Source organism: Pseudoroseicyclus sp. CXY001 (assembly GCF_041714655.1).
GTDB lineage: Bacteria > Pseudomonadota > Alphaproteobacteria > Rhodobacterales > Rhodobacteraceae > Pseudoroseicyclus_A.
On record NZ_CP168219.1, the window covers coordinates 1188196 to 1207873 of the forward strand.

Annotated in this window: 19 protein-coding genes and 1 tRNA gene; 9 read left to right on the forward strand and 11 right to left on the reverse strand. The window is 69.9% G+C overall.

All coding sequences use genetic code 11. The features are described from left to right. Window positions 1-12 precede the first annotated feature (12 nt). From ACAZ03_RS05875 to ACAZ03_RS05885, 3 genes are read left to right on the forward strand one after another with little or no spacing between them, the layout of a single operon-like run. The gene (locus ACAZ03_RS05875) at window positions 13-978 is read left to right on the forward strand and encodes a cupin domain-containing protein (protein ID WP_373357051.1); all 966 of its coding nucleotides are present in this window, start codon (window positions 13-15) and stop codon (window positions 976-978) included. A gap of 57 nt (window positions 979-1035) precedes the next feature. After that, a complete protein-coding gene (locus ACAZ03_RS05880) occupies window positions 1036-1728 on the forward strand; it encodes an alpha/beta fold hydrolase (protein WP_373356473.1) in 693 nt (230 codons plus the stop codon). Between the two features lie 11 nt (window positions 1729-1739). Further along, window positions 1740-2429, forward strand: a complete 690-nt coding sequence (locus ACAZ03_RS05885; protein WP_373357052.1) for an RraA family protein — start codon at window positions 1740-1742, stop codon at window positions 2427-2429. A 128-nt stretch (window positions 2430-2557) separates the two neighbouring features. Here the strand turns inward: ACAZ03_RS05885 and ACAZ03_RS05890 are convergent, their stop codons facing one another. From ACAZ03_RS05890 to ytfQ, 5 genes are all read right to left on the reverse strand, one after another. Beyond that, complete coding sequence (locus ACAZ03_RS05890; protein ID WP_373356475.1) at window positions 2558-3286, reverse strand: FadR/GntR family transcriptional regulator; 729 nt, start codon at window positions 3284-3286, stop codon at window positions 2558-2560. Beyond that, the gene (yjfF, locus tag ACAZ03_RS05895; protein ID WP_373356476.1) at window positions 3283-4260 is read right to left on the reverse strand and encodes a galactofuranose ABC transporter, permease protein YjfF; all 978 of its coding nucleotides are present in this window, start codon (window positions 4258-4260) and stop codon (window positions 3283-3285) included. The genes ACAZ03_RS05890 and yjfF overlap by 4 nt, the downstream gene beginning before the upstream one ends. After that, complete coding sequence (locus tag ACAZ03_RS05900) at window positions 4257-5270, reverse strand: ABC transporter permease (RefSeq protein ID WP_373356478.1); 1014 nt, start codon at window positions 5268-5270, stop codon at window positions 4257-4259. Before ACAZ03_RS05900 ends, yjfF begins: the two co-directional genes overlap by 4 nt. Next, window positions 5267-6799 carry a sugar ABC transporter ATP-binding protein gene (locus ACAZ03_RS05905; protein ID WP_373356479.1) on the reverse strand — a complete coding sequence of 511 codons (1533 nt, stop codon included), beginning with the start codon at window positions 6797-6799 and terminating at the stop codon, window positions 5267-5269. The genes ACAZ03_RS05900 and ACAZ03_RS05905 overlap by 4 nt, the downstream gene beginning before the upstream one ends. 98 nt (window positions 6800-6897) lie before the next feature. After that, the gene (gene ytfQ / locus ACAZ03_RS05910; RefSeq protein ID WP_373356481.1) at window positions 6898-7848 is read right to left on the reverse strand and encodes a galactofuranose ABC transporter, galactofuranose-binding protein YtfQ; all 951 of its coding nucleotides are present in this window, start codon (window positions 7846-7848) and stop codon (window positions 6898-6900) included. 174 nt (window positions 7849-8022) lie between these two features. Here ytfQ and araD point away from each other — a divergent pair, with 174 nt between their 5' ends. The 4 genes from araD (at window position 8023) to ACAZ03_RS05930 (ending at window position 13253) form a co-directional block, all read left to right on the forward strand. Further along, window positions 8023-9765, forward strand: coding sequence for an L-arabinonate dehydratase (araD, locus tag ACAZ03_RS05915; protein ID WP_373356483.1), 1743 nt, complete (start codon window positions 8023-8025; stop codon window positions 9763-9765). A gap of 100 nt (window positions 9766-9865) precedes the next feature. Next, window positions 9866-10789: a Gfo/Idh/MocA family protein gene (locus ACAZ03_RS05920; protein ID WP_373356485.1), complete on the forward strand. Its 924-nt coding sequence runs from the start codon at window positions 9866-9868 to the stop codon at window positions 10787-10789. Between the two features lie 9 nt (window positions 10790-10798). Beyond that, window positions 10799-11716 (forward strand): dihydrodipicolinate synthase family protein, encoded by a 918-nt coding sequence (locus ACAZ03_RS05925; RefSeq protein ID WP_373356487.1) that lies wholly within the window; start codon window positions 10799-10801, stop codon window positions 11714-11716. Window positions 11717-11738: 22 nt separating this feature from the next. Next, window positions 11739-13253 (forward strand): aldehyde dehydrogenase (NADP(+)), encoded by a 1515-nt coding sequence (locus ACAZ03_RS05930; protein ID WP_373356488.1) that lies wholly within the window; start codon window positions 11739-11741, stop codon window positions 13251-13253. A gap of 46 nt (window positions 13254-13299) precedes the next feature. Here ACAZ03_RS05930 and ACAZ03_RS05935 read toward each other — a convergent pair whose 3' ends face one another. From ACAZ03_RS05935 to ACAZ03_RS05945, 3 genes are all read right to left on the reverse strand, one after another. Beyond that, a complete protein-coding gene (locus ACAZ03_RS05935) occupies window positions 13300-13908 on the reverse strand; it encodes an exopolysaccharide biosynthesis protein (RefSeq protein WP_373356490.1) in 609 nt (202 codons plus the stop codon). Continuing rightward, window positions 13905-14084: a hypothetical protein gene (locus ACAZ03_RS05940; RefSeq protein WP_373356492.1), complete on the reverse strand. Its 180-nt coding sequence runs from the start codon at window positions 14082-14084 to the stop codon at window positions 13905-13907. Before ACAZ03_RS05940 ends, ACAZ03_RS05935 begins: the two co-directional genes overlap by 4 nt. A 144-nt stretch (window positions 14085-14228) precedes the next feature. Next, complete coding sequence (locus ACAZ03_RS05945; RefSeq protein WP_373356494.1) at window positions 14229-15251, reverse strand: RluA family pseudouridine synthase; 1023 nt, start codon at window positions 15249-15251, stop codon at window positions 14229-14231. Between ACAZ03_RS05945 and ACAZ03_RS05950 the strand changes: the two genes are divergently transcribed. Further along, window positions 15250-15549: a DUF6476 family protein gene (locus tag ACAZ03_RS05950; RefSeq protein ID WP_373356495.1), complete on the forward strand. Its 300-nt coding sequence runs from the start codon at window positions 15250-15252 to the stop codon at window positions 15547-15549. The two genes, ACAZ03_RS05945 and ACAZ03_RS05950, sit on opposite strands and share 2 nt — an antisense overlap. Before the next feature lie 159 nt (window positions 15550-15708). Continuing rightward, the gene (locus tag ACAZ03_RS05955; RefSeq protein WP_373356496.1) at window positions 15709-16563 is read left to right on the forward strand and encodes a dioxygenase; all 855 of its coding nucleotides are present in this window, start codon (window positions 15709-15711) and stop codon (window positions 16561-16563) included. Window positions 16564-16661: 98 nt separating this feature from the next. On the opposite strand, the gene ACAZ03_RS05960 is transcribed toward ACAZ03_RS05955, so the two are convergent. The 3 genes from ACAZ03_RS05960 to metG form a co-directional block, all read right to left on the reverse strand. Further along, window positions 16662-17375, reverse strand: a complete 714-nt coding sequence (locus tag ACAZ03_RS05960) for a glyoxalase superfamily protein (protein WP_373356497.1) — start codon at window positions 17373-17375, stop codon at window positions 16662-16664. 286 nt (window positions 17376-17661) lie between these two features. Next, window positions 17662-17738 (reverse strand) — tRNA-His (locus tag ACAZ03_RS05965). A gap of 85 nt (window positions 17739-17823) precedes the next feature. After that, window positions 17824-19533: a methionine--tRNA ligase gene (metG, locus tag ACAZ03_RS05970; RefSeq protein WP_373356498.1), complete on the reverse strand. Its 1710-nt coding sequence runs from the start codon at window positions 19531-19533 to the stop codon at window positions 17824-17826. Between the last annotated feature and the right edge of the window lie 145 nt (window positions 19534-19678).

Genomic DNA, 19678 nt, shown 5'->3' on the forward strand with positions numbered 1-19678 from the left:
CATGGAGACCATATGACCCCCGAAGAGATGAGAGGACGCATCGTCCGCTACGGCGAACTCGTCCCCTGCCGCACCGCCTTCATCGACGCTCATACCCCGGGCTCGAACCAGAAGGAGAACTTCACCATCATCGGCGGCGGCGTCTCGGAAAGCGCCGACCAGCATGTGCACATCACCATCCCCCATGGCTTCAACATCGGGGCCGCCGGGCAGCCGCCCAAATGCCGCAACTCGCTGCATTCCCACCGGACGGCGGAGGTGTTCTTCGTCCTCTCCGGCCGCTGGCGCTTCTTCTGGGGCCGCTACGGCGACGCCGGCGAGGTCGTGCTGGAGAAGGGCGACATCTTCAACATCCCGACCGGCATCTTCCGCGGTTTCGAGAATATCGGCGAGGATTACGGGATGATCATGGCCGTCCTCGGCGGCGACGATGCCGGCGGCGGCGTCATCTGGGCGCCGCAGGTGATCGAGGATGCGCGGGATCACGGGCTGGTCCTCGGCGCGAACGGCAAGCTCTACGACAGCAAGAAGGGCCAGAGCCTGCCCGAGGGCGTCGGCCCCATGCCGCTGCTGACGGAGGAGGAGCTGAAGACCTTCCCCGAGCTCGCGGCCGCCGACGTGGTGCCGGGCTATGTCGCCCGCTACTGGGATCTCGCCGCGCTCGCCGGCAAGCGCCCGGCCAAGGTGCTGGGCGAGACCGGCGTCCTGAAAGACCGCCCCGGCTTCGAGATCGAGTTCATCACCCGTGGCTCGGCGTCGGAAGAGATGGCCGCCCATCCCTTCCCCTCGGTCCTCATGCCGGTCACCGGGCACTGGAAGGTCACCTGGGACGGCGGCGAGACGGTGCTGGCGCCCGGCGACACGATGTCGATCCCAGCCGAGATGCCGCACAGCGCCGTGCCCTCGATGACCGGCGAGTCGGGGCTCTACCATGTCATCGCCACGGCCGATCCGGCCGGGCCGACCTGGATCGCGTGAGGTGCCGGCCGGCGCCCGCTCGCTGACGCCGGCCCCGTCGGGGCAGGGGCGGGCGGCATGACGCCGCTCGTCCTCCTGCCCGGTATGATGTGCGATGCGCGGCTCTTCGGGCCCCAGATCGCCGCGCTCTCCGCGGGGCGGACGATCCACGTCCCCGCCCTCACGGGGGCCGCGAGCATGGCAGCGCTGGCTGAGGCGGTGCTCGCCGAGGCGCCGCCCCGCTTCGCCCTCGCGGGGCTGTCGATGGGCGGCATCCTCGCGATGGAGATCCTCCGCCAGGCGCCGAGCCGCGTGACCCGCGTCGCCTTTCTCGACACCAACCCCCGCGCCGAATTGCCCGAGGTGCAGGCCGGCCGCGAGCCGCAGGTGGCCCGGGTGCGGGCGGAGGGGCTGGAGCCGGTCCTGCGCCGCGAGGTCTTCCCGAACTACCTGCATGAGGCCAGCGACCCGGCGCTCCTCGATCTCTGCGCAGAGATGGCGCTCGCGCTCGGCCCCGCGGTCTTCGCCCGGCAGAGCCGTGCGCTCCGCGACCGGGCGGGGGCCGAAGACGTGCTCGCGCGGGTCCGCATCCCCACGCTGGTGCTGACGGGGGAGGACGACCGCCTCTGCCCGATGGACCGGCACGCGCGCCTTTGCGAGCTCATCCCTCACGCCCGGCTGGTGGTCGTCCCCCGCGCCGGGCACCTTCCGACCCTGGAACAGCCCGGCGCGGTCACTGCCGCCCTGGCGGACTGGCTGACCGAGACATGACAGAACAGAGCATCTCCCCCTCCCTCGCCGCGACCCTGGCCCGCGTCGACACGCCCACGATCTGCAACGCCATCGAGGTCGCCGAGGGCGGCCGCGGCTTTGCCCGCTTCACCCGGGTCACCCCGGTCTCGGCGATGGCAGAGGCGGCCTTCTTCGGCTTCGCCCGCACTGCCCGCATCCGCGCCAGCGCCCCGCCGGAGGAGCCGGCGGAGGTGATCCGCGCCCGGCGCATGGCCTATTACAAGCACATGTCCGAAGGCCCGCGCCCCGCCGTGGCGGTGGTGGAGGACATGGACGAGACGCCCGTCGGCGCCTTCTGGGGCGAGATCAACACGAGTGTCCACAAGGCGCTCGGCCTCTCGGGCACGCTGACCAACGGGCTGATGCGCGATCTCGGCGACCTGCCGGAGGGCTATCCCGTCCTCGCCGGCGGGCTCGGCCCGAGCCATGCCTTCGTGCATGTGACCGAGATCGGCACGCCCGTCCGCGTTCTCGGCCTCGAGGTCGCTGATGGCGATCTCATCCATGCCGACCGCCACGGCGCGCTGGTGATCCCGCACGAGGTCGTGCCGGCGCTCGAGGCGGCCATCGAGAGCCTTCTCGCCTCCGAGCGGCTGATCCTCGAGCCGGCCCGCAAGCCCGGCTTCGACTTCGCCGCCTTCGAAGAAGCCTGGGCGGCCTTCGAGGCCTCGCGCACCTGAGCGCCTCACCGGTCTTTGCTCCTGAAAAATCCTCGGGGGGAGTCGCCCTTCGAGGGTGACAGGGGGCAGACAGCCCCCCCTCGGCCGCGAGCCCGCCCGGCAGGGCGGGTCGAGCCCTGGCCCGAGCTCTAGCCCCCGGCCTGCACGATCCTGTCGCGCCCGGCAGAGATGACATCCCGCATCGCCTCGGCGGCGCCCCTGGCATCCCCCGCCTCGATGGCATCGACGATCCGCCCGTGCCGTTCCGCGATATCCGACCGGCGCCGGTTGTTGGCGGCGGGGGAGGACAGGCGCAGCGCCGCGAGCAACGCCGCCTCGATCAGCGCGCCGACCGAATGAAAGAAGGCATTGCCCGTCGCCGCCAGCACGCCCTGATGGAAGGCGAGATCGGCGAGCGCGAAGGCCATCTCGTCCTCCGCCTCCGCCATCTCGGCGACATGGGCGCGCATGGCGGCCACCGCCTCCTTGCTCGCGCGGGGCGCGGCGAGGCCGGCGGCATAGGGCTCGAACGACAGGCGCATCTCGAAGAGCTGGGCGAAGAAATCGCCGTGGCCCTCGTCGTTCAGATGCCAGCGGAGCACCTCGGCGTCGAACATGTTCCAATGCGGCTTGGCGCGCACGCTGGTGCCCACCCGGGCACGCGCCGCGATCATGCCCTTGGCGGCGAGGGTCTTCATCGCCTCCCGAAGGACGGTCCGCGAGACGCCATAGGTCGCCGCCAGCTCCTCGTCGCGGGGCAGAAGGCTCCCCGGCGGCAGACGGCCCGAGACGATGTCGCGGCCGATCCCTTCCACGACCTGCCCGTGGCTGCCACGCACCTCGCTGCCGAGAAGATTGCGGGGCAGGGCCCGTGTCATGTCGCCCGGCCCTCCGCCAGCCTTTGCCGTCCCACCTGCAATAGACCCTTCTGTAGCAGAATGAACAGCAGAAGCAGCGCGCCGATGGCGATCTTCGTCCACCAGGACGACAGCGTGCCGTTGAAGGTGATGTAGGTCTGGATCAGCCCCATGGTCAGCACGCCGATGAGCGTGCCGAAGACATAGCCCGCCCCCCCGGTGAGGAGCGTGCCGCCGATGACCACCGCGGCGATGGCGTTGAGCTCGACGCCGACCGTGGCGAGCGGATAGCCCGAGGCGGTGTAGATCGAGAAGGCGATCCCGGCGAGCCCGGCCATGAAGCCCGAGAAGGCATAGATGGCGACGGTCGTCCGCCCGACCGGCACGCCCATCAGCCGGGCCGTATGCGCCCCGCCGCCGAGCGCATAGACCGAGGTGCCGAAGCGCGTCCGATGCGCGAGGATCATCCCCGCCAGCACCGAGAGCAGCATGAGGATGCCGAGAAGCGTCAGCCGCCCCTTGCCCGGCATCAGCCAGTAGAGCCGGCGGAGCGTGTCGTAGAACTCGTGGTCGATCGGCACGGAGTCGATGGTCAGCATGTAGCCGGCGCCCCGGGCGAGGAACATGCCGGCCAGCGTCACGATGAAGGGCGGCATCCCGAGCCCGTGGATCAGCCCGCCCATGGCGGCGCCGAAGAGCGTGGTGACGATCAGCAGCATCGGGAAGACGGCGAGCGGATGCAGGTTCGTGTCGCGCAGCACCACGGCGATGAAGACGCCGGAGAAGGCGATGACCGAGCCGACCGAAAGGTCGATGCCGCCCGAGAGGATGACGACGGTCATGCCCACGGCGACGATGCCGAGATAGGCGTTGTCGGTCAGAAGGTTGCCGATGACGCGGGTGGAGAGCATCGCCGGGAACTGCGTCCAGCAGATGAAATAGGCCACGATGAAGATGGCGATGGTCGCATAGAGCGGCAGGGCGCGGGCGGTCATTCGGCGGGCTCCTGTCGGGTCGTGGCGGCGCGGCGCCCGCGCCCCCAGAGGGCGCTGAGCTTCGGCGCGAGGCGAGGGCTTTGCAGCACGAGGATGATGACGACGAGCCCGGCCTTGATGACGAGGTTGTATTCGCTCGGGAAGCCCGCGAGCAGGATGCCGGTGTCGATGGCCTGGATGATCATGGCGCCGATCAGCGAGGCAGCGATGGAAAAGCGCCCGCCAAGGAGCGACGTGCCGCCGATCACCACGGCGAGGATCGCGTCGAGCTCCAGCCAGAGCCCGGCATTGTTGGCGTCGGCGCCGCGGATGTCGGCAGCGACGATGATGCCGGCCAGCGCCGCGCAGAGGCCGGAGGCCATGTAGACGGCGATGAGCAGCACGCGGGCGTTGACGCCGGCCAGCGCGCTGGCGCGCTGGTTGATGCCGATGGCCTCGATCAGCAGCCCCAGCGCCGAGCGGCGGACGAGCTGCGCGATGACGAGCCCGGCCCCGATCCAGAGGAGGATGGGCGCGGGCACGCCGAGGAAGTCCCCCGAGCCGAACCAGGCCAGGCCCTCGTGGCTGAAGGTGAGGATGCGGCCCTCGGTGATCATCTGCGCGACGCCGCGGCCCGCGACCATGAGGATCAGCGTGGCGACGATCGGCTGGATGCCGAGCCAGGCGACGAGCAGCCCGTTCCAGAGCCCGCAGGCCAGCCCGGCGGCGAGGCCGATGGCGAGTGCGGCGGGCAGGCCGAGATCGTTGGTGATCGCCCAGGCGGAGGCGGCGCCGCAGATCGCCATGACGGCGCCGACGGACAGGTCGATGCCGCCCGTGGCAATGACCAGCGTCATGCCGATGGCGAGGAGGGCGACGGGGGCGCCGCGCTTCAGCACGTCGACGGCGGAGCCGACGAAGCGGCCGTCGATCACATCGACGGCGAGAAAGCTGGGGAAGAAGGCGGTGATGAGCAGCGCCACGGCGAGAAGCGTCAGGAGCTGCGGGGCGATGCGGCGGAGCGTGCTCATTCGGCCGGCTCCCGCATCCGCTCACCCGGCGCTGGCGCATCCGCTTCGTCACTCGCGGCAATAGCTTTCACGATGGCATCCGTCTCGATCTCCTCGCCGATGAGCTCGGCCACATGGGCGCGGTCGCGCACCACGATCACCCGGTCGGAGGCGGCGACGAGCTCGTCGAGCTCCGACGAGATGAGCAGGATCGACATGCCGGAGGCGGTGACCTCGCCGATGAGCTTCAGGATCTCGGCATGAGCGCCGACGTCGATGCCGCGCGTCGGCTCGTCGAGGATCAGAAAGCGCGGGTTCATCGCCAGCCAGCGGGCGAGGACGACCTTCTGCTGGTTGCCGCCGGAGAGGTCGCCGACCGGCTTTTCCGGCCCGTCGGTGCGGATGTCGAGCCGGCGGATGTACTCTTCCGCCAGCGCCTTCTGCTCGGCCCGCGACACGGGGCGCGACCAGCCGCGGCGGGCCTGGAGCGCCAGGATGATGTTCTCGCGGACCGAGAGGTCGGCGATGATGCCGTCTGTCTTGCGGTCCTCCGGCGCGTAGCCGAAGCCGGCGGCGATGGCCTCGCGCGGCGTCGACAGGGGCAGGGGGCCTTCGGAATCGCGGGCGGCGCCGCAATCGGCGGGGGTGCGCCCGAAGAGCAGGTCGGCCGTCTCGGTGCGGCCGGAGCCGAGGAGCCCGGCCATGCCGATCACCTCGCCCTCGCGGACGGTCAGGTCGAAGGGCGCGACCTTGCCGCGCCGGCCGGTGCCGGTGAAGGTCAGCGCCTCCGCCCCGGCGCGGCGGCGCGCGCGGCGGTGCTCCGCCTCCTCGAGGTCATGGCCGAGCATGTGGTGGATGAGGTCGAGCCGCGAGATGCCCGCCGTCTCGGCGGTGACGATCTTCTCGCCGTTCCTGAGCACCGTCAGCCGGTCGCTGAGGGCGAAGACCTGATCGAGGAAATGGCTTACGAAGACGATGCCGAGCCCGCGCTCCCGCAGGCCGCGGACGACGTCGAACAGGCGCTCCGTTTCGCGGGCGTCGAGGCTGGCGGTCGGCTCGTCGAGGATCAGCACCTTGCCGGAAAGCGCGACGGCCCGGGCGATGGCGACGATCTGTTGGACGGCGACCGGATAGGTGCCGAGCTCGCGCCCGACGTTCATCCCGTCGAGCCCGTAGCCGGCCAGCATCTCTTCCGCCTCGGCGCGCATCTTCCGGCCCTGGACGAGCCCGAAGCGGGCCGGCTGGCGGCCGAAGGTGAGGTTCTCGGCGACGGTCAGGTTGGGCAGGAGGTTCACCTCCTGATAGACGGTGCCGATCCCCAGCTCCTGCGCCTCGTAGGTCGAGGCGGGGGAGATCGGCTGCCCGTCGAGCGTGATCTCGCCGCGGTCGCGTTGATAGACGCCGGTCAGGCATTTGATGAGCGTGGATTTTCCGGCGCCGTTCTCGCCGAGCAGCGCATGGACCTCGCCGGCGGCAAGGTCGAAATCCACCCCGCCGAGCGCGCGCGTGCCCGGAAAGACCTTCGTGAGGTCCCGTATTGTCAGAAGCATGTCGCCCCCCGCATCTCACCCCTCCCCGGCATGCGCGGATGCGGCGCCGGTTGCCCGGCGCCGCGCGGGTCCGGCCCCCGAAAGGGCCGCCCCCTGTCTTAGTAGCCCAGATCCTTGCGGGCTTCATACTGCGCGAGCGGATCGTCATCCTGCGTGTAGAGCGCGCTCTCGGTCTGGATGAACTTCTCCGGCATCGTGCCGTCGGCCATGTAGGCGTCGAGCGCGTCGAAGGCCGGGCCGGCCATGTTCGGCGTCAGCTCCACGGTGGCGTTGGCATCGCCGTCGGCCATGGCCTGGAAGATGTCCGGCACCGCGTCGATGGAGACGATGAGGATGTCGTCGCCCGGATCGAGCCCGGCTTCCTTGATCGCCTGGATGGCGCCGAGGGCCATGTCGTCGTTATGGGCATAGAGCGCGCAGATGTCGGCGCCGCCGCCTTCGGCCTGCAGGAAGCTCTCCATGACTTCCTTGCCGCCGGAGCGGGTGAAGTCGCCGGTCTGGCTGCGGACGATCTCGATGTTCGCATGGCCCTCGATGGCCTCGCGGAAGCCGTTCGCCCGGTCGATGGCCGGCGAGGAGCCGGTGGTGCCCTGCAGCTCGACGACGCGGCAGGCCTCTTCGCCCACGGTGTCGACCAGCCACTGGCCGGCAACGGAGCCCTCATGCACGAGGTCGGAGCCCACGGCGGTGAGGTAGAGCGAGGGGTCGCTGTCGACCATGCGGTCGAGCAGGATCACCGGGATCTCGGCCTCGGCGGCCTCTTCCAGAACGCTGTCCCAGCCGGTGGCGACAACCGGGGCGACGAAGATGGCGTCGACGCCCTGGGCGATGAACGAGCGCATGGCGGCGATCTGGTTTTCCTGCCGCTGCTGCGCATCGGAGAAGCGCAGATCGACGCCGCGCGCCTCGGCTTCCTGCATGGTCACGGTGGTCTCGGCGGCGCGCCAGCCCGATTCAGAGCCGATCTGCGAGAAGCCGACGGTCTGGGCCGCTGCGCCCGTGCCGAGCGCCGCGAGGGCGACGCCGGCCAGCAAAGCTTTGGTGGTCATGTGTTCCTCCCTGAAACAATGGCTCCGAAGAGCTGCTTGATTAAAAGTCATATAGTAGTATTTATTGCAAGCCTCTTGTTCGCCACGCGCCGGGAGGCGACGGTAGTCGGGGGGGAAGGCCTTGAAAACAATGGATGAGAGCGGCCGCCTGCGCGGCCCTTCGGGGAAGGTGACATGAGCTTCACGCCGGCGCCCTGGCCGCGATCCCTGCGCAGCCGCGAGTGGTATGGCGGCACCGGCCGCGATTCGATCTACCACCGCTCCTGGCTCAAGAATCAGGGCTACCCCGCCGATCTCTTCGACGGGCGCCCGGTGATCGGCATCCTCAACACCTGGTCTGAGCTGACCCCCTGCAACGGCCATCTGCGCGGCCTCGCCGAGAAGGTGAAGGCCGGCGTCTGGGAGGCGGGGGGCTTCCCCGTCGAGGTGCCTGTCTTCTCGGCCTCCGAGAACACTTTCCGCCCGACGGCGATGATGTTCCGCAACCTTGCCGCCATGGCGGTGGAGGAGACGATTCGCGGCCAGCCGGTCGATGGCGTGGTGCTGATGGTCGGTTGCGACAAGACGACCCCGAGCCTCCTCATGGGCGCCGCGAGCTGCGACCTGCCGGCCATCGTCATCTCCGGCGGGCCGATGCTGAACGGCTGGTTCAAAGGCCGGCGCGTCGGCTCGGGCACGGCGCTCTGGCAGATGAGCGAGGCGATCAAGGCGGGCGAGATGACCGAGGCGGAGTTCCTCGAGGCCGAGCAGGCGATGAGCCGCTCCTCGGGCACCTGCAACACCATGGGCACCGCCTCCACCATGGCCAGCATGGCCGAGGCGCTGGGCATGGCGCTCTCCGGCAATGCCGCGATCCCCGGCGTCGATTCGCGCCGGGCGGTGATGGCCCAGCTCACCGGGCGGCGGATCGTGCAGATGGTGAAGGACGACCTCAAGCCCTCCGACATCCTCACCCGCGCGGCGTTTGCCAACGCCATCCGCGCCAATGCCGCGATCGGCGGCTCGACCAATGCCGTCCTCCATCTCCTCGCCCTCGCGGGCCGCGTGGGGCTGGATCTGACCCTGGACGATTGGGACGCGCTCGGCCGCGATGTGCCGACCGTCGTCAACCTCATGCCCTCGGGCGAATACCTGATGGAGGAGTTCTTCTATGCCGGTGGCCTGCCGGTCGTGCTCCGCCAGCTCGGCGAGGCGGGGCTCCTGGAGAAGGAGGCGCTCACCGTATCCGGCGGGCCGGTCTGGGACGAGGTGAAGGCGGCGGAGAACCACAACGACGACGTGATCCGGCCGGCGGAGCGGGCGCTGACCGCCTCGGGCGGGATCGTGGTCTTGAAGGGCAACCTCGCGCCCGGCGGCGCGGTGCTCAAGCCCTCCGCCGCCAGCCCGGGGCTGATGCAGCACCGGGGGCGGGCCGTCGTCTTTGAGGATATCGACGACTACAAGGCGAAGATTGCCGACGAGGCGCTGGAGATCGACGAGACCTGCGTCATGGTGCTGAAGAACTGCGGGCCGAAGGGCTATCCGGGCATGGCGGAGGTCGGCAACATGGGCCTGCCGCCCAAGGTTCTGAGGAAGGGCATCACCGACATGGTGCGCATCTCCGACGCCCGCATGTCGGGCACCGCCTATGGCACGGTCGTCCTTCATACCTCGCCCGAAGCCGCGGCCGGCGGGCCGCTTGCCGTGGTGCGGACGGGCGACATGATCGAGCTCGACGTGCCGGGGCGGCGGCTGCATCTCGACATCTCCGAGGCGGAGCTGGCGGAGCGGCTGGCGGCCTGGGAGGCGCCGGCACCGCCCGGCGGCGGCGGCTATGCGCGGCTCCACCATGACCACGTCATGGGGGCGGAGACCGGGGCCGATCTCGACTTTCTCGTTGGGTGCAGAGGGGCGCCGGTCGGGCGGGATTCGCATTAGCGTCGGGTATGGTGGAGCGTGAGGGCGTGGAGGCCAGCCCCCACACCGCCGGAGTATTTGGAAGAAAGCGAGAGGGGCGGCGCGCGCCCCGGGAGGCGATGTGAGCTACAGGATTGCGCTGGTGGGCATCGGCAAGATCGCCCGGGATCAGCATATCCCGGCGATTGCCGAAAGCGGGGAATTCGAGCTGGCGGCGACGGCGAGCCGCTCGGCCAGCGTCGAGGGCGTGAATGCCTACAGAACGCTGCCGGAGCTGCTGGCGGCGGAGCCGGAGGTGCCCTGCATCTCGCTCTGCACCCCGCCGCAGGTGCGCTATGCCGATGCCCGCGCGGCGCTGGAGGCGGGGCGGCACGTCATGCTGGAAAAGCCCCCGGGCGCCACGCTCAGCGAGGTGCATGACCTCGCCGCGCTCGCCGCCTCGCGCGGGCTGACGCTCTTCACCACCTGGCATTCCCGCCATGCCGCCGCCGTCAGCGCCGCCCGCTCCTGGCTCTCGGAGCACGAGATCGACAGGATCCGCATAAGCTGGCGCGAGGATGTGCGGCACTGGCATCCGGGGCAGGACTGGGTCTGGGAGCCGGGCGGGCTCGGCGTCTTCGACCCCGGGATCAATGCGCTCTCGGTCCTGACGGCGATCCTGCCGCGGCGCATCCATCTGGCCGAGGCGGTGCTGGATTTCCCCGAGAACCGCGCCACCCCCGTCGCCGCCGAGCTGACCTTCCACGATCCGCGGGGCGCCGAGGTCACCGCCAGCTTCGACTGGCTGCACCCCGGCGAGCCGGAATGGGATATCCACCTGCACGCCGGCGGTGCCGAGGCGGTGCTGAGAGAGGGCGGCGCGCGCTTCCTCGTCGGCGGCACGGAGGTCGCCTCCGGCCCTGACCGCGAATATCCCGGGCTCTACGCCCGCTTCGCCGAGCTTCTGGCGGCGGGGGAGAGCGAGGTCGACCTCGCGCCCCTCACCCATGTCGCCGATGCCTTCACAATCGGCCTGCGGCGCAGCGCCCCGCTCTTCGACTGGTAGGACCACACCATGCAACAGCCCCTCACCGGCATCCTGCCGGTCGCCCCCACGCCCTTTCTCGACACCGGTGCCCTCGACCCCGAGGGCATGACCCGCGTGCTCGATTGCCTGATCGACACCGGCGTCGATGCCATCTGCATCCTCGCCAATTACTCCGAACAGTTCGTCCTGTCGGACGAGGAGCGGGCCACGCTGACGCGGCTCTGCCTCGAGCATGTGGCGGGCCGGGTGCCCGTCATCGTCACCACCTCGCATTTCTCCACCGCCATCGCCGTCGCCCGCGCCCGCGAGGCGGAGGCGATGGGCGCCGCCATGCTGATGATGATGCCGCCCTACCACGGCACGGGGCTCCGCGCCGACGAGGCGGGGATCTTCGAGCATTTCGCCGCCGTCTCCGACGCGATCTCGATACCGATCATGCTGCAGGACGCGCCCCTCTCGGGCGTCGCCCTCTCTGTGCCGCTCCTCGCCCGGATGGCGCGGGAGATCGAAGCCTTGAGCTATTTCAAGATCGAATGCCCCTTCGCCGCCGACAAGCTGGCGGCGCTGATCGAGGCGGGCGGCGAGCACGTCCTCGGCCCCTTCGACGGGGAGGAGGCGGTGACGCTCCTCGCCGATCTCGACGCCGGCTGCACGGGCACGATGACGAGCGGGCTCCAGCCGGAGCATATCCGCCCGATCGTCATGGATTACCTGGCCGGCGACCACGCCGCCGCGCTCGCCGGCTGGCAGCGCGCCCTGCCGCTCATCAATCACGAGAACCGCCAATGCGGGTTGAGAGCCTGCAAGACGGTCTACATGGAGGGCGGAGTGATCCGCTCCGACCACGTGCGCCACCCGCAGCGGCCGATGAGCCCGCGGACCAAGGCGCGCCTTCTGGAGCTGGCAAGAGACATGGACCTGATCGCGCTCCGCTGGGGCAAGTGATCGGCAGACAAGGGAGAAAGACATGGGATTTGAGCCGCATGGGAAGCACCTGATCGCCGGGGAATGGGTCGCAGGGGCCGAGACCTTCGCCTCCGACCCGGCCACCGGCCCGGCGCATGATTACGCGAAAGGCACCGTGGAGGATGTGGCGAAGGCCAGCGCCGCCGCCGAGGCGGCCTTCGCCATCTACGGCCAGACGAGCCGCGAGGAGCGCGCCGCCTTCCTCGAGGCCATCGCCGACGAGATCGAGGCGCGCGCCGAGGCGATCACAGAGATCGGCACGCAGGAAACCGGCCTGCCCGAGGCGCGCCTTCAGGGTGAGCGCGGGCGGACGACGGGGCAGCTCCGCCTTTTCGCGAGCCATATCCGCAAGGGCGACTATCTCGACCGGCGGCATGACGAGGCGCTACCCGATCGCAAGCCGCTCCCCCGGCCGGACCTGCGCATGGTGCAGCGCCCCCTCGGCCCCGTGGCCGTCTTCGGCGCCTCGAACTTCCCGCTCGCCTTCTCGACCGCGGGCGGCGACACCGCCGCGGCGCTGGCGGCCGGCTGCCCGGTGGTGGTGAAGGGCCATTCCGCCCATCCCGGCACCGGCGAGATCGTGGCGGAGGCCATCGCCGCCGCCATCGAGACCACCGGCATGCCGAAGGGCGTCTTCTCCTTCATCCAGGGCGGCGACCGCGCCGTCGGGCAGGCGCTGGTGACGGATCCTCTGATCCGCGCCGTGGGCTTCACCGGCTCCTTCGCCGGCGGCAAGGCGCTCTTCGACCTCTGCGCGCAGCGGCCCGAGCCGATCCCGTTCTTCGGCGAGCTCGGTTCGGTGAACCCGATGTTCCTGCTTCCCGAGGCGCTGAAGGCCCGGGGGGCAGAGATCGCCAAGGGCTGGGCCGGCTCGCTGACGATGGGGGCAGGGCAGTTCTGCACCAACCCCGGCATCGCCCTGCTGATCGAGGGGCCGGAGGCCGAGGCTTTCACCGAGGCCGCCACCGCGGCGCTGAAGGAGATCGGCCCCCAGACCATGCTCACCGACGGCATCGCCGAGGCCTACCGGAGCGGGCAGGGCAAGGTGAGCTCGGCCAAGGGCGTGCGCGAACTTCTCGCCACCTCCTGCGATGCGCGGAGTGCCGCGCCCTATCTCTACGCCACGACCGGCGCCGACTGGCTGGCCGACGAGGCGCTGGCGGAGGAGGTCTTCGGGCCGCTGGGGCTGGTCGTGACCGTGAAGGACGAGGCCGAGATGCTCCGCCTCGCCGCCGCGCTCGACGGCCAGCTCACCGCGACGCTGCATCTCGATGACGGCGACACCGCGCTCGGTCAGAAGCTGCTTCCGGTGCTGGAGAGGAAGGCCGGGCGGATCCTCGCCAACGGCTTCCCCACCGGGGTCGAGGTGGCCGATTCGATGGTGCATGGCGGGCCGTTCCCGGCCTCCACCAACTTCGGCCATACTTCCGTCGGCACGCTGTCGATCCGCCGCTTCCTGCGGCCGGTCTGCTACCAGGCGATGCCCGAGGCGCTGCTGCCGGCCGACCTGCGCTAGGCGAGACGGGGCCCGGGCGTCAGGCCTGGGCCGCTTTCGCTGCAGCTCAGGTCAGGAAGCTCCAGATCACATAGCCCGCGCCGCCGATGATGAAGAGCGCGATGAGCGAGAAGAGCCCGTCGCGCACCAGAAGGCCCAGCGAGAAGAAGGCCACGGCGGCGCCCATGATCGACGAGGTGAAGGGCACGAATTCCAGCGCCGGCATCACCAGCCCGCAGACCAGGCAGGCGGCTTCGGTCACCCAGTCGAAGGGGCGGACGACGAAGACCTCAAGCCGCCGGCGGGAGATCCTGTCGAGAAAGGCGGCCGGCTTCCGCATCCAGCGCGTGGCGTTCTTCAGCCTGTCCGACGGCAGCTCGCGGCGCATCAGCCAGTCGGGCAGCCACAGATGCTCGCGGTTGAGCAGCATCTGGCTGGCGACGAGCACGATGAGCACGCCGCAAGCGGAGGAGAAGAGGGGGATGCCGGAAAGCGGCGTCACCAGCGCCAGCGCCGGCGCGAAGAGGAGCGGCACGAACGACGCCTCGCCCAGCGCCGCGACGAGATCGCGGAGGGGGACGGACTCTCCTTCTGCCGCCTCCTGCATCCTGTCGAGGATGTCGGTGACGCTATGCGGGTCGTCCGCGGACTGACCCGCGGTCTGGCTGTCGCTCATCGCGCCTCGCCGGCGGGGTCGATGGGCGGCAGGGCGGTGTAGAATTCGGTGAGCGTGCGGATCTCGCCCTCGGTGAGGCTGTCGTCGGCTTCGTCAGAGATGTGGCGCAGGCCGGTGATGACGTCCTGCGGGTCCTGGCCGGCGAGGGAGGCCTCTGTCTTGTCCTTGCGGGTCATGCATTTCCCCTTGGTGGCTTTCATCCCCAACGGCTCACCCCAGCAAAAGGATGCGCCTCACGGCCTTAAGGGTCAGTGTACGGCGATATTCTGCTCAAGGATACGACATTTCCCGCGCAATCTGCCCAATTGGCCGGCTCCCGCTCAGGCCGGGGCGCGGAGGGCGGCGAGAAGCCCGGCGAAATCGTCGGGCGGCGGCGCCTCGAAGGTGAGGCGTTCGCCGGTGGCGGGATGGATGAAGCCCAGTGTCGCCGCATGAAGCGCCTGCCGGGGGAAGGCGTCGACCTCCGCCGCGAGGGTCCCCAGCGCCTTCGCCGGCGCCCGCCGCCGGCCGCCATAGGTCTGATCGCCCACCAGTGCGTGCCCGACATGCGCCATATGCACGCGGATCTGATGGGTGCGCCCGGTTTCCAGCCGGCATTCGCAGAGCGCGAGGGCAGGGGGCGCGCCGAAGCGCTCCAGCACCCGCACCCGTGTCACCGCGTGGCGCCCCTCGGTGAAGGAGACCGCCTGCCGCTGCCGGTCGCTCTTGTGGCGGCCGAGGAAGGACTGGATCTTCAGCACCTCGCCGGCCTCGAAGCTGGTGCCGCGCACGCCGTTCAGCCGCGGATCGCCCCGGTCGGGCACGCCGTGGCAGAGCGCCAGATAGCTCCGCTCGGCGCTATGCGCGGCGAACTGGGCGGAGAGGCCCTGATGCGCGGCGTCGCTCTTGGCGACGACGAGTAGACCGGAGGTCTCCTTGTCGATCCGGTGGACGATCCCGGGCCGCTTCTCGCCGCCGATCCCCTTCAGGCTCTCGCCGCAATGGGCGAGGAGCGCGTTGACGAGCGTGCCGTCGGGCGCGCCCGGGGCAGGGTGGACGACCATGCCGGCGGGCTTGTTCAGCACGAGGAGCTCGTCGTCCTCGAAAAGGATGTCGAGCGGGATGGCCTCGGCCTTCGTCTCCACCTCCGACGGCGCCTCGATCTCGATCTCCACCCGCGCGCCCTCGGCCACGGGGGCCTTCGGCGCCCCGGCGGGCTGGCCGTCGATGGTGACCGCACCCTCGGCGAGGAGCTTCGCCAGCCGCGAGCGCGACAGGGCGGCTTCTTCTGGCACATCGCGGGCCAGCGCCCTATCAAGCCGCGCGGGGGGCTCCGGCCCGATGAGGAAGGTGAGGCGCGGCATGACGGATCCCGAAGAGCCCGGCGGCCTGCCGCCGGAACTGACCTGGCTGAAGTGGCTGGTCATCACGCTGGCGGGCGTGATGATCGCGGGGTTCATCCTGCTCATAACGGTGCTGGTGGTCCGCCTCAATGCCCCGCCCCGCGGCCTGCCCCTGCCGGAGGAGATCGCCCTGCCGGAAGGCGAGACGGTCGAGGCCGTCACCGCCGGCCCCGGCTGGTACATCGTCGTGACGCGGAGCGGCCTCGTCCTCGCCTATGACCTGGGCGGGCAGGAGCTGCAGCGCATGACGCTGCGCTGACCCGCTGCGGGAGCGGCCGGGGCGGCGGCCCTCAGACCTCCGTCGCGTCACCCCCTCCGCCCGGCGCCCGGCCGGAGTTTGACATTGCAGCCCCCCCGCCGATGGCCGAAACTGGCGCGGCGCGAGGAGGCGCGGCGCATCAGGCAACGGGAGGAACTGATGGATCTCAACGAATTCAATCTCACCCAGCGGGTGAAGGACAGCTTCAGGACGGAGGAGGGCAGCCGGCTCAAGTTCCTCCTCGAGACCTTCATCGACCATCTGCATGACTACACGCGCGAGACGAAGCTCACCCATGACGAATGGATGCGCGTGCTTATGTTCCTCTACGATTGCGGGCAGATCTCGACGCCGGAGCGGCACGAGTTCATCCTCCTTAGCGACGTCTTGGGCTGGTCGGCGCTCGTCGACATGATCAACACCAAGGGCGGCGCAACGGAGGGCTCGAACCTCGGGCCCTTCTACCTCGACAATGCCCCCAAGCTCGAGCTCGGCGACGACCTCTCCGACGGCCGCGAGGGCGTGACGGTGCTGATCCACGGCAAGGTGCAGGACACGTTGAAGAACCCGCTGCCCGGCACCATCATCGACACTTGGCAGGCCGACAGCGCCGGCACCTATCCGATCCAGGAAGAGGGGCAGGACAAGTACGACCTCCGCGGCATCTTCAAGACCGACGATCAGGGCCGCTACTGGTACACGACCGTGCTGCCTAAGCCCTATACGGTGCCCTATGACGGCCCGGTGGGAGACCTCCTCCGCGCCGGCAAGCGCCATTCCTGGCGGGCGGCGCATCTGCACTACATCCTGCGGGCCGAGGGCTACAACGACATCACGACGGAGATCTTCTTCGCCGGCACCGAATATGTCGACAACGACGCCGTCTTCGGCGTGCGCAATTCGCTGATCGCGAAGGTCAAGCCGGTGAAGAGCGGCGACAGCCTGCCGTACGAGACCGGCCGCAAGCCGGATGCCATCGTCGAGTTCGACTTCACGCTCGCGCCGGAAGGCTGAGGGAAGGGCGCAGGGCGGGCGAGACCGCCCGGCCCTGCTCGGCCCGCCCTGACGGGCGGGCTCGCAAGTCTCCGCCCAGCGGGGCAATCGCCTGCCCCTCAGGCGCTCTGCAGGAAATCGAGGTTCTGCGGCGCATCCAGATGCTGGCTGTTGCGGGCGGTGACGGGCACGTCCGCGCCGACCTCCTCCAGCGCCATGGCCCGGGCGCGGACGGAGCCGTAGCCCTTCAGGAAAAAGCCGTAGTGGATGCTGCCGGCGCCCTCAGGCACGTCCAGCACCATCTGCCGCTCCGTCCAGTCCCGCGTGCCGTGCAGCGCGCCGTCCTCTCCCCGGTTCATCATGTTGTCGAAGCGCATCGTCCCCGTGCCGGGCGCATCGACGCGGAAGAAGGCCGTCGCCTCGTCCGCGCGCTCGGTGCGGAGCGTGACCAGCAGCCGCAACCGGCGACCGAGCCAGGGCTCGGCCCTGAGGCTCTGCATGAGGACGGCGATCTGGCCGTCGAGGTCGGGGGCCTCGCCCCGGGCCGGCAGGCTCTCGATCACCGCCGTGCCGGGCTCATCAGGGTCGAGGCCCATCCGGTGGGTCACGCCATTGGTGGCCTGCCCGGTGATGCCCCAGCCGGCGGGGAGGGGCAGGGGCGCGAGTGCCTGCCCCGGCGCGCCCAGCTTCGCGGCGAGGGTGTTCCAGTCGGCGAGGCCGAACTGGCGCGCGACGAGCTCGAGGCTCTGCGCGTGGGAGATCCGGGTGCCTTGCTCGGCCAGCGCAGCGCGCAGGGCCTTGGCCATGGGTTTGGCGTCGAGAATGGTCCGCATCGGGACAGCTCCTTGTCGGCGCGGCGTCAGGCTTCGGGGCTCGCATTGCCGGAGGTGCCGCGCTCGTGGGGCATGTCCATGATCTGGCAGATCCCGGGCCTTCACCATCTCCCGCGGAGGGGAGGCGAGCGGCGGGCGGCCGGGGCGCCCGTACTCAGATTAGCGCGGGCGGGGGTTTGCCGGCAAGGGCGGCGCGCTGTCGCCGGGCTAGCCGTAGGCCACAGGCGTTCTGCACGGGAATCCTGCGATCTCCGTGGGCCCACCGTTGCCCGCAATGTCTGGAAGATGGTACCGCCTCCCCGGCTCGAACGGGGGACCTCTTGATCCACAATCAAGCGCTCTAACCTACTGAGCTAAGGCGGCACGCGGGGCAGCGATTACCGAAGGGGGCGCACGATTGCAAGAGCGGCCGGGCGGCCTCCCTTCGGGGAAGCCGCCCGGCCCCTGACTAGCCCTTGCCGGCGAAGCGCGCGGCCCAGCCCTCGCGCTCCTCGTCGGTGATCTTGGCGAAAAGGTTCTCCGGCACCGTGAAGGCCTCGCCGCCTGTCAGCGCCGTCAGCGCCTCCCGGGCCGCGCCGGGCCAGGCGGCGCCGTCCGTCCCCAGCGCCTCCGTCAGGACCGCTGCGGTGAAGGGGATGAAGGGCGCCGAGATGACGGCGTAGAGCCGCACGAGGTTGAGCCCCAGCCGCACCTGCATGGCGGCCCGCTCCGGGTCTTCCTTGAAGGTCGCCCAGGGCGCCGCGCCTTGCAGATACTCGTTCCCCGCCACCCAGAGCGCACGCAGCTCGGCGGAGGCCTTGCGGACCTCCATCGCCTCCATCTGGGCCTCGTAGGCGCGCAGGCGTCCCTCGATCTCCTCCGCCAGTGCCTCTTCGGCCGGCCCCCAGGCGCCGCCCTCCGGCACCGTCTCGCCGAACTTCGACCGGCAGAACTTGGTGATCCGGCTGACGAAATTGCCGAGGACATCGGCGAGGTCCTTGTTCACCCCGGCCTGGAAATTCTCCCAGGTGAACTCGCTGTCGCTGCTCTCGGGCGCGTGGCTGAGGAGCCACCAGCGCCAGGTGTCGGCCGGCAGGATTTCCAGCGCCGCATCCATGAAGACGCCGCGCCCCCGCGAGGTGGAGAACTGGCCGCCGTCATAGGTCAGGTAATTGAAACTCTTGATGTAATCGACGAGCTTCCACGGCTCGCCGCTGCCGAGCAGCGTCACAGGGAAGCCGAGCGTGTGGAAGGGCACGTTGTCCTTCCCCATGAACTGGGTGTAGCGGACGTCCTCCGCCCCTTTGTCGGTGCGCCACCAGCGCTCCCAGTCGTCCCCCTTGCCGGCATCGACCCATTCCTGCGCCGCGGCGATGTATTCGATGGGCGCATCGAACCAGACGTAGAAGACCTTGCCCTCCATCCCCGGCCAGGGCTCGTCGCCCTTCTGCACCGGCACGCCCCAGTTGAGGTCGCGGGTGATGCCCCGGTCCTGCAGGCCCTCGCCGTCGTTCAGCCATTTCTTCGCGATGGAGGTGGTCAGCACCGGCCAGCTCTCCTGCCGGTCGATCCAGTCGTTCAGCGCGTCCTTCATCGCCGACTGGCGGAGGTAGAGATGCTTGGTCTCGCGCATCTCGAGGTCGGTGGAGCCGGAGATCGTCGAATGCGGGTCGATCAGGTCGACCGGGTCGAGCTGCTTGGTGCAATTGTCGCACTGGTCGCCCCGCGCTTCGGGGAAGCCGCAGTTGGGGCAGGTGCCCTCGATATAGCGGTCGGGCAGGAAGCGGCCGTCGGCATGGGAATACATCTGCCGCTCCGAGACCTCGCGGATCAGCCCCGCCTCGGCGAGCCTTGCGGCGAAATGCTGGGTCAGCCTCCGGTTCTGCGGCCCCGAGGAGCGGCCGAAATGGTCGAAGGAGAGCCCGAAGCCGCGCGCCAGCTCTTCCTGCACCGCGTGCATCTCGGCGCAATAGTCGGCGTCCGGCTGGCCGGCCTTGGCGGCGGCGATCTCCGCCGGGGTGCCGTGCTCGTCGGTGGCGCAGAGAAAGAGCACCTCATGGCCCCGCCCCCGCAGGTAGCGGGCATAAAGATCGGCCGGCAGCTGGCTGCCGACGAGCGTCCCGAGATGCTTGATGCCGTTGATGTAGGGCAGGGCCGAGGTGATGAGGTGCCGGGCCATGGTCTCTCCTGTCGTTCGACTGGTCCTTTAGCCCTCGCCGGGCCGCGTGGCCAGTGGCGGCTGGTCAGTTGCGGCCGCCCCGCCCCCCTTCCCGGATCCCCTTTCATCTGGCCAGAAATACCTCGGAGGTGTGGAGGCAGAGCCT